Source organism: Arthrobacter sp. Y3221159, assembly GCF_059089885.1.
The window spans coordinates 82,177-97,006 of the sequence record NZ_JBNHFC010000002.1; the positions used below are offsets into that span (position 1 = coordinate 82,177).

At 67.4% G+C, this 14,830-nt stretch carries 13 protein-coding genes; 6 read left to right on the forward strand and 7 right to left on the reverse strand.

What is annotated here, in order from left to right; translation table 11 throughout:
* Window positions 1-145: 145 nt before the first annotated feature.
* The 5 genes from AC5RT3_RS02750 (at window position 146) to AC5RT3_RS02770 (ending at window position 6,201) form a co-directional block, all read left to right on the forward strand.
* Window positions 146-1,051: a MurR/RpiR family transcriptional regulator gene (locus AC5RT3_RS02750; RefSeq protein WP_494123439.1), complete on the forward strand. Its 906-nt coding sequence runs from the start codon at window positions 146-148 to the stop codon at window positions 1,049-1,051.
* Window positions 1,052-1,130: 79 nt separating this feature from the next.
* A complete protein-coding gene (locus AC5RT3_RS02755; RefSeq protein ID WP_494123560.1) occupies window positions 1,131-1,994 on the forward strand; it encodes an NAD(P)-dependent oxidoreductase in 864 nt (287 codons plus the stop codon).
* Window positions 1,995-2,026: 32 nt separating this feature from the next.
* Complete coding sequence (locus AC5RT3_RS02760; RefSeq protein ID WP_494123440.1) at window positions 2,027-3,574, forward strand: aldehyde dehydrogenase family protein; 1,548 nt, start codon at window positions 2,027-2,029, stop codon at window positions 3,572-3,574.
* A gap of 30 nt (window positions 3,575-3,604) precedes the next feature.
* Window positions 3,605-4,831: an amidohydrolase gene (locus AC5RT3_RS02765; protein ID WP_494123441.1), complete on the forward strand. Its 1,227-nt coding sequence runs from the start codon at window positions 3,605-3,607 to the stop codon at window positions 4,829-4,831.
* Entirely contained in the window at window positions 4,828-6,201 is a 1,374-nt protein-coding gene (locus AC5RT3_RS02770) for a DUF3100 domain-containing protein (protein WP_494051799.1), read from the forward strand. Before AC5RT3_RS02765 ends, AC5RT3_RS02770 begins: the two co-directional genes overlap by 4 nt.
* Window positions 6,202-6,409: 208 nt before the next feature.
* Here the strand turns inward: AC5RT3_RS02770 and AC5RT3_RS02775 are convergent, their stop codons facing one another.
* Genes AC5RT3_RS02775 through AC5RT3_RS02790 form a run of 4 tightly spaced genes read right to left on the reverse strand, consistent with a single transcriptional unit; the run spans window position 6,410 to window position 9,447 of the window.
* Window positions 6,410-6,619, reverse strand: a complete 210-nt coding sequence (locus tag AC5RT3_RS02775; RefSeq protein ID WP_494051800.1) for a hypothetical protein — start codon at window positions 6,617-6,619, stop codon at window positions 6,410-6,412.
* Complete coding sequence (locus AC5RT3_RS02780) at window positions 6,616-6,894, reverse strand: hypothetical protein (RefSeq protein WP_494009536.1); 279 nt, start codon at window positions 6,892-6,894, stop codon at window positions 6,616-6,618. Before AC5RT3_RS02780 ends, AC5RT3_RS02775 begins: the two co-directional genes overlap by 4 nt.
* Window positions 6,895-6,907: 13 nt before the next feature.
* Window positions 6,908-7,855 (reverse strand): polysaccharide deacetylase family protein, encoded by a 948-nt coding sequence (locus AC5RT3_RS02785; RefSeq protein ID WP_494051802.1) that lies wholly within the window; start codon window positions 7,853-7,855, stop codon window positions 6,908-6,910.
* A gap of 56 nt (window positions 7,856-7,911) precedes the next feature.
* Complete coding sequence (locus tag AC5RT3_RS02790) at window positions 7,912-9,447, reverse strand: purine-cytosine permease family protein (RefSeq protein WP_494123442.1); 1,536 nt, start codon at window positions 9,445-9,447, stop codon at window positions 7,912-7,914.
* 106 nt (window positions 9,448-9,553) lie between these two features.
* On the opposite strand from AC5RT3_RS02790, the gene AC5RT3_RS02795 reads away from it, so the two are divergent.
* Window positions 9,554-11,122 (forward strand): PucR family transcriptional regulator, encoded by a 1,569-nt coding sequence (locus tag AC5RT3_RS02795; RefSeq protein WP_494123443.1) that lies wholly within the window; start codon window positions 9,554-9,556, stop codon window positions 11,120-11,122.
* Window positions 11,123-11,131: 9 nt separating this feature from the next.
* Here AC5RT3_RS02795 and AC5RT3_RS02800 read toward each other — a convergent pair whose 3' ends face one another.
* From AC5RT3_RS02800 to AC5RT3_RS02810, 3 genes are all read right to left on the reverse strand, one after another.
* Window positions 11,132-11,956: an IclR family transcriptional regulator gene (locus AC5RT3_RS02800; protein ID WP_494009540.1), complete on the reverse strand. Its 825-nt coding sequence runs from the start codon at window positions 11,954-11,956 to the stop codon at window positions 11,132-11,134.
* 84 nt (window positions 11,957-12,040) lie between these two features.
* A complete protein-coding gene (locus AC5RT3_RS02805; RefSeq protein WP_494009541.1) occupies window positions 12,041-13,294 on the reverse strand; it encodes a M24 family metallopeptidase in 1,254 nt (417 codons plus the stop codon).
* Window positions 13,295-13,345: 51 nt separating this feature from the next.
* On the reverse strand, window positions 13,346-14,701 hold the full coding sequence (locus AC5RT3_RS02810; RefSeq protein ID WP_494009542.1) for an MFS transporter: 1,356 nt from the start codon (window positions 14,699-14,701) through the stop codon (window positions 13,346-13,348).
* Window positions 14,702-14,830 lie beyond the last annotated feature (129 nt).

Genomic DNA, 14,830 nt, shown 5'->3' on the forward strand with positions numbered 1-14,830 from the left:
CATGGTCCCGCTGCCGGGCGCTTACCACAACGAGGATTTACACGGCTGAAACCCATAACCACTAGCCGCAAGAAGAATTGCAGAGTACATTTAATGCAATTCCACTTGCAGAGTGATCTGCGTTACAGGAAACAGGTTCCGTCCCTTGAACTCGAATGCCGCAGCAGTGGAAGCCGCCGAAGCCGACGCAGGAGTTCCCGGCTCCACCGACAGCTCCCAGGCATGGCTTGGCGACGCGCTTCCGGACGTTCCGCTGACCAAATCCCAGAGCCGGGTGGTGGAAGTTATCGCCCGCAATCCCCAGCTCTCCTCCTACGCGGACATCGCCGAGATCGCGAAGCGCGCGGACGTTAACAGCTCCACCGTGGTCCGGGCGGCCCAGCACCTGGGTTACCGCGGCTGGCCGGACCTGCAGCGGGAACTGCGGTCGCGGTACCTGGTGATGATCTCCACCGAGGACACGCTCACCGAACACGGGGAACACCGCAGCCCGCTCCACGACGCCCTGAACCACGACATTGAAAACCTCCGCCTGACGCTCGACTCCAATACCGCGGACGACGCCGAGGCCGCCATCGCGGCGATGGCCGCCGCCACGTCCATCACCGTCGTCGGAATTGGCTCCTTTGCCGGCCCCGCCAGCGTGATGGCCCACCTCGGCGCCACCATGGGCTACCCCATCTCCCTCGAGAACCGGGGCGGCGTGCACCTGGCGTCCAGCACCAACACCCTGGGCAAGGGCGACGTGCTGGTGGTTATCAACATGTGGCGCTCCGTCAAGCAGATCATCCTGGCTGCCGAAGCGGCCAAGCAGGCCGGTGCCACGGTCATCGCCATCAGCGACATGCGCCGCGGCCGGCTGGCAGCGGCGGCTGACCACCTCCTGGTGGTGGCTTCCGAAGGGATTTCCTTCTTCCAGTCCGTCACCGCCGCGAACTCCCTGGTCTACGGCCTGCTCGCCGGGATGGAGGCGGCGCATCCCGAGCGGAGCCGCGCAGCCATCCGGCGGACGCAGCAGCTGTGGAAAGACCTTGACATCTATATCGACTGACACCGCTACCCAGACTTTCAGGAGTACCCCCTTGAATCACACGAACAGCCGTCGGATCGCCGTCATCGGCCTCGGCGCCATGGGCGGGGCAATGGCCTCGACCCTGCGCAAGGCAGGCTGGGAGGTCACCGGGTTCGACCCCTTCGACGGCGCCCGCGCTGCCGCAGAAGCAGCTGGCATCGCCACCACCGCCAACCTCCGTGACGTTGCCGGCACCCCCTTCGCGGTGCTCTCCCTCCCCGCGGCCAGCATCGTGGAGACCACCGTCCCGCAACTTCTCGCCGCACCCGGAACCATAGCCATCATCGACACCACTACCTCCGAACCCGCCACCAGCAAGCAGATGGCAGAACTCGCCGAGGCAAAGGGAGCGGCCTTCGTTGACGCCCCGGTGTCGGGCGGCCGTGACGGCGCAGCCACCGGATCCCTGAGCGCCTTCGTTGGCGCCACCGACGCCGCCCTCACCGCCGCCGAACCTGTCCTGCTCGCCCTCACGGGCGGCAAGTACAGCCACATCGGCGGCCCCGGCAGCGGCAACGTGGTCAAGCTCCTCAACAATGTACTGGCGGCGGCCAACCTGGTTTCGGTGGGTGAGGCTTTGGGTGTTGCCAAGGCCTACGGCATCGACCCAGCCAAAGCTGCGGCCAGCATCAGCGAAGCCTCCGGCGGCAGCAAGGTTTCCGCCGCAATGTACCCCAACTGGGTCCTCACCGGCACCCACGATTCCGGCTTCTCGATGGGCCTGATGGCCCGGGACGCCGCCCTCGCGGTGGACGTCGCCGCACAGATCGGCGAAACGCCGTCTCTGCTCGCCGCCGTCGCCAGCCAGTGGCAGGAAGCCCTGTCAATCCTCGGCCCGCGCGCCGACTTCACCGAAATCGCCCGCACCGTTGCCCCGGCGGTCACTCCGGCGGGCGCCCCGGGTACCACCCCCGCCGCCTGAACCCAGGCGCAGATCAGCTAAGGACCCCCACCTTGACCATCACCACAGCACCAACCTCGTCCTCGGCAGCCACCGCCAGGGCAGTCCTGGACGACTCGTTCCCCGCCGGCCTCGGCTCGTTCGTTGACGGCCGGATCCTGGCCGGCAGCGGCGAAAGCATCACCCTCACCGCCGCGGCGACCGGCGAAGCCTTCGCCACGTTCGCCGATGCCGGCGCCGAGGGTGCCGAAGCCATCCTCGAAAGCGCGACGGAGGGCGCCGCCACGTGGGGCGCGATGAGCGGCTTTGAGCGGGCGGCCATCCTGCGGGATGTCAGCCGTGCCGTGGAGGAGCACACTGAGGAACTGGCCATCCTCGAATCGGCCACCACGGGCAAGCCCATCCGCGATGCCCGCGTGGAAGCAGCAAAAGTGGCCGAAATGTTCGGCTACTACTCGGGCTGGGCGGACAAGCTCACCGGCCAGACCATTCCCGTCCCGGGCAACTGGCACACCTACACGGAGCGGGTGCCGTGGGGCGTCGTGGTTGCCATCACCCCCTGGAACGCCCCGATGTTCACGGCCGGGTGGAATTCGGCCGCGCCCCTGGCTGCCGGCAACGCCGTCATCATCAAGCCCAGCGAGTTCACTCCGGCCTCCTCAGTCCGGCTCGCCCAGATCGCGCACGGTGCCGGGCTGCCGGCCGGCGTTTTCAGTGTTGCCGCAGGGCTGGGCCAGACGGTGGGCGCCACCCTGACCACGGACCGGCGGGTGGGCAAGGTCAGCTTCATCGGATCCGTCCCCACCGGCCGCCGGGTGGCAGTGGCCGCCGCGCAGGCAGGGATTCCCGCCCTGCTGGAACTCGGCGGGAAGAGCGCCAACATCGTCTTCGCCGACGCCGACCTGGACCGGGCGGCCGACGGTGCCATCTCGGCCATTTTCTCCGGCGCCGGGCAGTCCTGCGTGGCGGGGTCGCGCCTGCTGGTGGAACGGAGCGTGCACGCCCAGTTCGTCGACATGGTGGCCGCCAAGGCAGCCCGGCTGCGGGTGGGCGACCCGCTGCACGCGGACACCGAGGTGGGCCCCATCATCACCGCCCAGCAGTTCGCCACCATCACCACGCTCATCCAGGCAGGAATGAGCGACGGCGGCCGCCGGGTTACCGGGGCCACCCTGCCGAAGGAACTGGCCGGGTCCGGGCTCGCCGGCGGGCACTGGGTGATGCCCACCCTGCTGGACGGTGTCACCCCCGCGAACCGGCTCGAAACCACCGAGGTGTTCGGCCCCGTGGTGGGCGCCGACGCCTTCGACACCGAAGCCGAGGCGATCGCCCGGGCCAACAACACCAACTTCGGCCTGGCCGGCGCAGTGTGGACCTCGGACGTGTCCCGCGCCCATCATGTGGCCCGCGAGGTGAAGGCCGGCACGTTCTGGATCAACTCGTACAAGACCATCCACGTGGCGGTCCCGTTCGGCGGCTTCGGCGATTCCGGCCACGGCCGCTCCTCCGGTCCCGGCGTGCTGGACGAGTACACCCAGACCAAGGCCATCTGGGTGCCCACCCGCGCGGCAGGTTCCCCGTTCCCGTCGCTGTCCTACTAAAGCCACCCAACAGAACAGGCAGGCGCTTCTATGGAACTGACTGACACAACCCCAGCGCTGGGTGCCCTGCGCAGCGCCTTGGCGGACGGCGTCGAACACTGGAAACCGCGGGTGCAGGCGGTGGCGCGGGAAATCCACGCCCTCAAGGAAATCTCGTTCGAGGAGGTCCGCTCGTCTGCGGCCCTCGCGGCCCTGCTGGAAGAGGGCGGCTTCGAGGTGGAACGCGGCACCGGCGGGCTGCCCACGGCCTTTACGGCGAGCGCCGGCACCGGTGAGCTCACCGTGGCGTTGTGCGTGGAGTACGACGCGCTTCCGAACATCGGGCACGCCTGCGGGCACAACCTGATCGCCGGCGCATCGGTAGGCGCCGCCCTGGCGCTGCGGCCATTCGTGGACGAACTGGGCATCACGCTGAAGGCCATCGGCACACCCGCGGAAGAGCACGGCGGCGGAAAGGCACTGATGCTGGAACGCGGAGTGTTCGACGGCGTCGGGCTGGCTTTGATGGTCCACCCTGTCCAGGACGGGATCACGTACAACCCCGCCGGCACCAGCGCGCAGGCAGTGGGCAGGTACAAGGTGACGTTCACGGGCAAGGCTGCGCACGCGGCCGCGGCCCCGCACCAGGCAGTGAACGCGGCCGACGCCGCCGTGCTGAGCCAGGTGGCCATCGGCCTGCTCCGGCAACAGATCCCCGGCGACCACCGGATAGCCTGCTACGTTGCCGAAGCCGGGCACGTCACCAACATCATCCCCGAGCGGGCCGTGGTGGAGTTTGAGTGCCGGGCCTTCACCCTGCCGGAGTTCCACGCCCTGCTGGAGCGGGTCCGCCGCTGCTTCGAGGGCGCGGCGGTGGCCACCGGAACCACGCTGGTTTTCGAGGACACCGAACCGCTCTACGAGCCGCTGCTGCAGGACGACGACCTGGCGGCGCACTGGACCGGGGCGATGGCTTCCTTCGGCAAGGACACGACGCCGTCGGCCGGCCTGGGCGGCGGATCCACGGACATGGGCAACATTTCCCAGGTGATCCCGTCACTGCATCCCTGGCTGAGCATTCCCGGTGCGGACGTGCCCATCCATTCGCATGCGTTTGCCGCGCTTGCGGACACCTCCGAGGCGTACGGCGTGATGTTCGAGGCAGCCACCGCGCTGGCCTGGACGGTCGCGGGAGCCGCCTCAACCCCCACCCAACGTGAACGCTTCACCCAAGCGGCGTACCGCCGTCGTTCTTTCACCCAGGAAGGCACATCATGAGCACCACCAAAGCGGCCAGGATTGACAAGGCCGGCACCAAGCTCACGGTCCCGATCGCCGCCCTCGCATTCGTGATCGCCCTCGCCGTCCAGTTCATCGGCCAGGCGAAGATCGACCTGGGCATCGGCGCCATCATCATCTTCCCCATGGTCTGGGGCCTCATCCTGGGCCTGCTGGTCTCGGTCCAGAAGTTCAAGCCGCTGGGCCTTGACCTGCAGCGCGTCGCGGCCGCCCTGGTGGGCGTCGCAGTGCTGCTGCTCGTGGCGCGGCTCGCGTTCAATATCGGGCCGAGCCTGCCCACCCTGCTGAAGGCTGGCCCCGCCCTGCTGCTCCAGGAGGTGGGCCACCTGCTGGGCACCATTGCGCTGGCCCTCCCCCTGGCCGTGCTGCTGCGGATGGGCAAGGCGACGGTTGGCGCCACGTTCTCGCTGGACCGCGAGCCGTCCTTCGCCATGGTGTCGGAGAAGTACGGGCCTGACTCGGACCAGTACCGCGGCGTGCTGGCCATGTACGTGTTCGGCACGCTCTTCGGGGCCGTGTTCATCACGCTGCTGACGTCCCTCGTGGCCAACTGGAAGATCTTCGATCCGCTGGCCCTGGCCATGGGCGCCGGCGTGGGATCCGGTTCGATGATGGCGGCGTCGGCGGCGAGCATTGTGGCCGCCTACCCGGCGGACCAGGAGGCCATCCTGGGCATGGCCGCGGTGTCCAACCTGATCACCACCGTGCTGGGAGTGTACGTGGGCATCTACATCGCCCTGCCGCTGGCGGACAAGTTCTACCGGGCGCTGACCCGCAAGCAGGAAGCCCGGCAGGCTGCTGCCGTAACGGCCGGCGCACCGGCGGAACGCACCGCCGCGGACCTGGACCGCGAGGCCGCGCAGGCGGAGGAGAACCGGCGGTTCCGCGAGCGCGTTGCCGAGTCCTCCGCCGCGATCCGGCTTCCCCTGTGGCTGTCCCTGTCCGTGCTGACCATCCTGGGAATCGGCACGGCCTCGGTGGCTGCCAAGGGCTTCAGCCTGGACATTGTGGCCGGGTACGCCGTCATGCTTGGCCTGGTGCTGCTCAGCATCGCGCTGGCGAAGGCCACCCGGAAGATCTCGGCCATCGTGTTTATCACCACCATCGGTGCGTACATTTCCAGCCCGTGGTTCTTCGGGGCCGAGCCGCTCAGCGCCGCGGTCAAGACCGTTGACTTCCTGTCCATCGCCACGGTGATGCTGACGCTCGCCGGCCTGTCCCTCGGCAAGGACATCCCGCTGCTGAAGAACATCGGCTGGAAGATCATCCCCGTGGGACTGGTGGCCATCACGGCATCGTTCCTGCTCTCCACGGTGATTGCCGAGTTTGCGCTGGGGCTCTGGCAGTAGGGCACGGCGCGCGCCGCTTCGCGCGGCAAGGCATGCGGACGGCGGCGGGGCTCCCGCCGCCGTCCGCATCGCCATCTATTGCGGGGCGCGGGCCACCTGGACCACCGGTATGACTCCTGGCGGAGCCATGCGCCCAACACGGCCAGCGCACTAGTCCAGGTTGTTCCCTGCCGTTTCGTGCCCGCCCTTCAATACTAGGCAGGCGTACTCAGGTTGACGCGTCCCGTTCGATTTCCTCGGCGAGCTCGTCCACGTCTTCGGGGCGCATGTCGATGCCCTCCTCCTCCAGGCGTTCCTCGAGCACGTGGCTGACGTCGTCCTGCACATGACCCAGGTGGATCTCGTCCTTGATCTCCTCCGCGATGGTTTCCGGAGTGGCGATGTGGGAGCTTTCATGCAGGTTGTCGTCGTCATTCACTGGGGGTCCCCTTCCGGCTCGTCCTCGTGCTGCTGATTCTTATGGCGCGCCTCCTGGAGGTGCTGTTCCAGCTTTTCCTCCGCCTCACGGCGGCGCTGGCCCACTGTACGTATCTGGTCCGTGGTGGGTGCCGTATGCGCATGCAGGTGCGGGCCTGCGTCGTTCGGGCCGCCAGTCTTTTTCTCTTGCATAGTGACATCGTCCCACCCGGCAGGGGCGGCGGGAAGGCGCAGGAGGCGGACGACGGCGGTGCATGCCCGCCGTCGTCCGCCCACCTTTTCTGCGGTCCTACTTCAGCGCGCCCTCCCGCACCGTCGCGGGTTCCAGGCGGGCGCCGGCGCCCGGGTAGGTGGGCACGTCGATCCGGCCGTGCGTGTGGACCGCGTCAACGGCTGCCTTGGTGTGAAGCGCGATCTCCTCCATGGTGGTCACCCACATGCCCTCCATGCCCTTGACCCGCTCGATCAGCTGCTCCAGCGCCACGGCCTTGGACGGCCGGCCGGAGATGAACGGGTGGTTGGTCAGGACGAAGCAGCTGCCCTGGGAATGGTGCGCCTCGGCCTCGAGCGTCCACATCTCCAGCACCTTGGCCGGGCTTTCGATCACGCCGCTGCCGGTCACCCCGGGATAGAAGGCGTACTGCTCCCAGTCATCCAGGGCCCAGTCCACGGGGATCTCCACAATGTCCCGGGGATCATCGGCGGCGACGGCCATGCGGTAGGGGGCATCGCCGTCGAGCAGGCTGGAATCGTAGAGGAAGCCGCGGTCCGCCAGCAGCCCGGGCGAGTGCCAGTTCAGCTCCCACCACGGCGCCCGGTATCCCACCGGACGGATCCCCGCCACCTTGGCGAGGGCCTCCAGGCCCCGGTCCAGGTAGCGGGCCTCGGTGGCGGCGTCGATCCCCTGCATCGGCTCGTGGAGGTAACCGTGGTGTGCCACCTCGTGTCCGCCGTCCACAATCGCGCGGACCACGTCCGGGTAGGACTCGGCGGTGAAGCCGGGGATGAAGAACGTTGCCCGGATGTCCTGCCGCTCCAGCATCTTCAGGAGCCGCGGCACCGCCACCTTGGGCCCGTAGGACTGGTGGGTCATCAGCGACATCCGCCGGGTGCTGGCGGGGTCGTGGGCAATGGTGCAGGACTCGGCGTCCACGTCGAAGGTGAAGGATGCTGCAGCCTTGAAGCCCTCAGGCCAGGTCATGGGATGCAGGAGGTCCGCGATGGCGGGCTGGTTCACGATGGATCCTTTCGGCGGGCGCGGCCGGCGCGCCCGCCCGGGAGTAGTGGAGGAAGTTAGAGGACGGGAAGGACCGCGGTGGTGCCGCTGCCCTCGGACTTGGAAGCGGCGGGGCTCTTGAGGCCGATGTAGCGGACGTGGGCCCGGGGGCCGAGGACCGCGTAGACGCCGGCGCTGGTCAGGCCGCCTGCCAGCCAGGACAGGTCCCAGCCGCCCAGGGCCACGGCGATGGGGCCCTGCATGACGGGGATGAGCCCGTACATGAACAGCCAGGTGGCGAAGATGCCGGCCAGGAGGGAGGTGACGCCCGCCCAGTTGACGCCGGGAAGCCGGTGGGTGCCCACGCCGTCGAACAGCCGCTCGGGGTCACCCGGCCAGCGCTTGTCCAGCCAGAAGTAGTGCACCAGCATGACCCCGCCCCAGGCGGCAACCCAGGCCACCAGGCCGATCAGCCAGGCGTCCAGGACCGCTGCGAAGTCCTCTTGGAAGATGAAGAAGACGACGGCGATGAGCGAGAAGACGCCGACGAACAGGTTCAGCTTGCGCCGGCTGATGGAGATGTCCAGCGCCTGCGTGGCCACGGAGAAGGTGTAGATGTTCAGGATGTTTGTGGCGATGGGTCCGTGGAGCACCATCAGCAGCACCGGCAGTGCCAGGACGCCGAAGTTCTGCACAATGAGCTTGCCGGGATCAACCTCGCCGCTGTTTGTTGCCAGGCTGGCGCCCAGGATGCCCAGCCAGACCACCGGGATGAACTGGCCCAGGACGGAGGCCAGGTAGACCTTTTTCTTGGGAACTTCGGTGCTGACAAAGCGGGAGTAGTCGGCGGCGTAGGTGAACCAGGTGATGCCCCAGCCGATGCCGATCGCCGTCATCACGGCGCTCATGGCCGCAATTCGTTCCGAGCCTTCAAGGATGTTGCCGGCAGGCCCGGCGTAGCCCCAGTCGATCTCCATGCCGAACCAGGCCACGGCGGACATGACGGCCAGGATAACGATAGTGGGTGGGACGGTCCACTTTTCGAAGGCGGCGATGGCCTTGTAGCCGAACCAGGCGATGGCCACCTGGGCCGCCATGATGCCGGTGGCAACCGCGATCTTCCAGGCGTAGTTCTGCGCGTTCGGGTCCACCCAGCCGAGGGTGCCGAAGAGGGCCATCACCAGGTCCAGGATGATCCAGGTGTTGACGGCGCACCAGCCGATGACCAGCAGGGCCTGGATGGCGGCGGGAAGATAGTTGCCCCTCCGGCCGAAGGCTGCGCGGGCCAGGACCATGCCGGTGGCGCCGGTCTTCTGGCCCAGGAGGACGAAGCAGCCGAACAGGAGCATGCCGATCAGGTTGCCGAGCACCAAGACAGTCACGGTGTCCGCGAACCCCAGTCCCAGGTGGATTCCGAGGGCGCCGAGCACCCAGTTGATGGGTGCCAGGTTGGCGCCCGCCCAGATCCAGAACTGGCCGGAGACCTTGCGGGTGCGCGCGGACTCGGGGATGGGCTGGAGCCAGGCCTCGTGGTCTTCGGAGTGGCCTTGCGTGCTCTGGGTTCCTGCGGCAGCAGCGCGTCTTTGCGCTGCTGAAGAAAGCTTTTCTTGCATAGGAGCCTCCATGAGGTGAATGAGTACCTCAAGGCTATGTGGCCCTCATCACAAGCAACAAGATACGATGTGTCTAACAGATACCTCTAGCACCGTACGGAATGTCATGTCAGTCTCCCTTGGCGAAATCCTCGCCCACCCCGTCCTTTCCGCCGCCGATCCGGTGGTGCACTCCGCCGGCCTTTCAGCGGACCCGCCCGTCCGCTGGGTCCACTCCAGCGAAGTGCTGGACATCGCTCCCCTGCTGCGCGGCGGCGAGCTGCTCCTGTGCGGCGGCATCACGCTGGCGTCCGCAACGCCGGAGAAACGCGCCGCCTACGTGCGCGATCTTGCCCAGCGCGGCATCGCCGCGCTGGCGGTGGAGACCGGAGGCGTCCTGCCGGAGATCCCGCCGGCCATGCTGGAGGCGGCGCGGGAGCACGGCCTGGCCGTGGTGGAGCTGCGGAAAGTGGTGCCGTTCGTCGGCATCATGCAGGCCATCAACTCCATCCTGGTGAGCGAATCCGCGGGCCACCTGCAGCAGGCCGATGCCGCCACCCGCGCCATGGCTGCCGAACTGGCCCACGGCGCGTCGCTGGACCAGATCCTGGGCGTGCTGGCGGGCATCATCAGTTCGGCCGTCAGCCTCGTCTCGCCGTGGGGCGTCGCCCTGGGCAGCGCCGTCCCCGCCGGCTGGCAGGAAAAGGACGACGACGGCAGCAGCCCGGGCGGGCCGGACCACCTTACGGACACGGCCGCCCGGACGGTAATCAACGTGGACATCCCCGTGCGCGGCGTGCTGATGGGCCGGCTGGAGATCGAGATCCCGGCCGGCGTGGACGCCGGCCTGGCCCGCGTGGCCGGTGACCGCGCCGTCGACATCCTGGGTTTGGCCCTCCTGCAGCACACCCCACCCGGGCTCCATGCCCAGGCCGGCGCGGAACTCATGCGGGCAGTCCTGACGGCCGCGCCTGCCTGGCGGCTGGAGCAGCTGGCTCCGGCCGCCGGGTTCCCGCCGGAATCCCCTGCCGTAGTTGCCGCCATTCACGCGGCGGCGCCGCAGAAACTCCGCCGCGCCATCGAATCGTTCCTGAGCTCCAGCCGGATTCCCAGTGCCGCGTACCAGGACGACGCGGAGCTCGTGGTGATGATGGCCCTCGTCGGGACCGATACCACCGGCGGACGGCGCAAGCTCCTGGAGTCCTTGCAGGGGCTGGACGGTGACCAGGATGCCACGATTGCCCTGGGGCCACCGGCAGGCACGGTGGCGGAGGCTGCCTGGTCGCTGGCGGAAGCACGCCGCGCCCTGGATGTCCGCCAGATCCGGCGCCGGAACGCGTCAGCGCGCAGGCGGCATCCGTCCCATGGGCTGGTGGTGCTGGATGCCGAGGACACCGCCGTGGAGAGCCTTGCGTTGAAGGGAATTAGTGCTTCCGCCCGGGACGCGTTCGTGAACCGGCAGCTGCGGGCCGTCCTGGACCATGATGCACAGCGCCAGTCGCAGCTGCTGGAGACCCTGCAGGTGTGGCTGGACTCCGGGTGCAACACGGCGCAGTCCGCGCGGGAACTGCACCTGGAACGGCAGTCGATGCACCACCGGCTGCAGCGGATCTTCGAGCTGTGCGGCGGCGATCCCCGCGGCACGGGCAGGCTGGCGGCGCTGCACCTGGCGGTGCGGATGGCGGGCCTGCCTTAGGGCACCGGCCTAACTGGCGGCGACGGCGCGTCCGCCCATGCGGGTGGTCACCTGCGCAGCCGCAGCGACGCAGGCCTCGGCCAGGTTCTCCAGCCGCTCGCGGGAGACGCGGAAACGCGGCGCGGGGATGAGTACGACGGCAACAACGTCCCCGCGGTGGTCGAAGACGGGCGCGGCAACCCCCACCTCGTCCATGGAGGATTCGCCGTAGTTTTCCGCCCAACCACGGCCCGCAACTTCCTTTAGCCGGGCCGCGTAGGCGGCCAGGCCGGCGTCGTCCATTCCGGGGAAGGTAATGGTGCCGCTGCGGAGCAGTTCGCGGACGCGTTCGGTGGGCAGGGTTGAGAGGAAGACCTGTACGGAGGCGCTCATGGCGTCCCGGTAGCGGGCGCCGAGGGGCGTGGTGTGCTTGATCTGGTGGTGGCTGGCGATTTGTTCCACGCAGATGGCTTCGTCGCCGTTCCAGAGCATGAGCGCGCTGGTTTCGCCGGTCTGCTCGGTGAGCCGGCGGAGGACCGGGTAGGCCACGCGGCGTTCCTCCATCTCCGCCAGCAGCGGCCCGGCCACGGCGATCAACCCAAGGCCCAGGCGGAAGCGGCGGGTTTCCGGGTCGCGTTCCACCAGGTTTTCCTGCTCCAGGGTGGCCAAAATCCGGGAGACGGAACTCTTGTGCATGCCCACGCGGTTGGCGATTTCGGTGACGCCCAGCAGCGGCTCGTCGGCGGTGAAGGTGCGCAGCACGGCGATGGCATTGACGACGACGGAGGCGCCTTTCGTGTCCGCACTTCCGTTGGTGCCGTTGACGTCGGTTTCTTTGGCTGCTGCTGGAGTCATGGTAGGCATCATCTTTCCTTATCTTCGCCGGAGACGCCGAAAGCGGCGCCGCGTGGACCGCAGCGCCGCCTGGGTGTTGGGCGCTTACGCGCCGATGATGTTGTGCTCGGGGCCGAACGGGAACTTGGTGATGTTCTCCACGCTGTCCTCGCCCACCACCAGGATGTCGTGCTCGCGGTAGCCGCCGGCGCCGGGCTGGCCGTCCAGGACCGTGAGCATCGGTTCCATGGAAACCACCATGCCGGGCTCCAGGACGGTGTCGATGTCCTCGCGGAGCTCGAGTCCGGCTTCGCGGCCGTAGTAGTGGCTGAGGACGCCGAAGGAGTGTCCGTAGCCGAAGGTGCGGTTGGCCAGCAGGCCGTGGCTGATGTAGATCTCGTTCAGCTCGGCGGCGATGTCCTTGCACACGGCGCCGGGCTTGATGAGTTCCAGGCCGCGCTTGTGGACCTCAACGTTGATGTTCCACAGCTCCAGGGACCGCTCGTCCGGCTGGCCGAGGAAGAGCGTGCGCTCCAGGGCCGTGTAGTAGCCGGAGGTCATCGGGAAGCAGTTCAGGGACAGGATGTCGCCCTGCTGCAGCTTCCGGGTGGTGGCCCAGTTGTGGGCGCCGTCGGTGTTGATGCCGGACTGGAACCACACCCAGGTGTCGCGGACTTCCCGGTCCGGGAAGGTCCTGGCGATCTCGTGCACCATGGCCTCGGTGCCGATCAGGGCCACCTCGTACTCGGTGATGCCCTCGCGGATCGCGGCGCGGATGGCCTCGCCGCCGAGGTCGCCGATGCGGGCGCCGTGCTTGATGACCTCGATCTCCTCGGCGGACTTGAACATGCGCTGGCGCATGGCGTCCTGGGAGACGTCCAGGAGTTCGGCGCCCGGGAAGGCGGCGGCGATCTTCTCGCGGGTCAGGCCCGGCAGGAAGTCGTCCTCGACGCCGAGCCGGTTCGCCTTGACGCCGCGCTGGCGCAGGGCCTCCTGCAGGCCGAAGTAGAAGTTGTCGCGGCGCCAGTCCGTGTACACGATGTTCTCGCCGTACGAGGTGCGCCACGGCATGCCGGCGTCGATGTTGGCGGTGACCGTGACGGAGTCGTTGGCGGTGACCACCAGGGCGTAGTTGCGGCCGAACGTGGTGTACAGGAAATCGGAGTAGTACTTGATGCCGTGGTAGCTGGTGAGGATGACCGCGTCCAGGTCCTTGGCGGCCATGATCTGGCGGAGGCCGCGCAGGCGGCGCTCGAATTCTGCATCAGAGAACGTGAGCTTGCCCTTGGTGCCGTTGTGGAGGACCTTGAGGCGCTCGAGTTCGGCGATGGAGGAAGCGTTGTCGAAGGTGGTGGTCATGGGGTGTTGCCTTTCTATCGTGCGTTTGATGCGTGTTGGTTTGGAAGGAAGCTATTCGTGGCGCAGGGGTTCTTTGCCGGTTTCCCTGGAGAGAGCCACGGCCACCAGGGAGACGACGGCGGCAGCTACGAGGTACCAGGCCGGAGCCAGGTCGCTGGCGGTGGCCGCAATGAGCAGCGTTGCCATGAATGGAGCCGTGCCGCCGAAGAGGGCGTTGGACAAGTTGAAGCTCACGGCGAAGCCGCTGTAGCGGACGCGGGTTGGGAACATTTCCGCCAGGAAGCTGGGCAGGGTGCCGTCGTTGAGGGTGAGCATGGCGCCGAGGAGGACCTGAACCAGGACGATGACCAGGAAGTTTCCGGTCCCCAGCAGCGCGAAGGCAGGGACGGTCAGGACGATGAAGGCGATGGACGCGCTGATGAGCACCTTCTTGCGCCCGTACCGGTCCGAGAGCATGCCCGTAAGGAAGATGAAGCCGATGTAGGTGATCAGCGCGATGGTTGTGGCCAGGAATGACTCGGTTTCGCCCAAGCCCAGCTCCGAGGACAGGTACGTGGGCATGTAGCTGAGGATCACGTAGAAGCCGACGGCGTTGAGCAGCACCGCACCGACGGCCTGCAGCAGCTGCCGCCAGTGGTTCCGGAACAGGCTGGACACGGGCGCCTTGTCAGCATGGTCCTCGGCGGCCAGTTCACGGAATACCGGGGTGTCTTCGAGCTTGTTCCGGATATACCGGCCAATGAGGCCCATCGGGGCTGCCAAGAGGAACGGAAGCCGCCAGCCCCAGCTGTGCAATGCTTCGGCGGACAATAGGGTTGTGAGCAGGCCGGCGATCAGTGAACCGAGGAGCAGGCCGGCGGCGGTGCTGGCCGGTACCACCGCAGCGTAGAGGCCACGTTTGCCCGCAGGGGCGTACTCCACCAGGAAGGCTGACGCCCCGGCGTATTCACCGGACGCGGAAAAGCCTTGGACAACCCTGATGATCAGGAGCAGGACAGGCGCCCAGATACCAATCGTGTCGTAGCCGGGGATCAGCGCTATGCAGAACGTTGCTCCGGACATGATCAGGATGGACAGCGAGAGGGCTGTCCGCCGCCCCACCTTGTCTCCGATGTGTCCCCAGACGAACCCGCCCAGCGGGCGGACCAGGAATGAAATCGCGAAGAGGGCGAACGTCAGCAGGAGGCCGGTCTGGGGATCCGATTCGGGAAAAAAGACCGTCGCGATCGTGACGGCGAGGTAGCCGTAGACCGCGTAGTCAAACCATTCCACGAAGTTGCCAATGAAGCTGGCCGTGACCACCCGGCGGCGAACGTCCTTGTTCGCCGTCGGTGCAGGGTTCAGGGCAGCGGTGTTGGCATTGTTGGCAAGCACCTCTGCCCCGGCCGGGGTTGATTCGTTACTCATGTGACCACCAAGAAAATTTGGAGTTGCATTCTTTGCAACCTTGTTGCTCAAAGGTAGATCGTGATGTGCGGCACAGTCAAGGGCTCAAAGGAAAGTTGTTCTTCGGTTATTCCGACGATATGGCCAGCC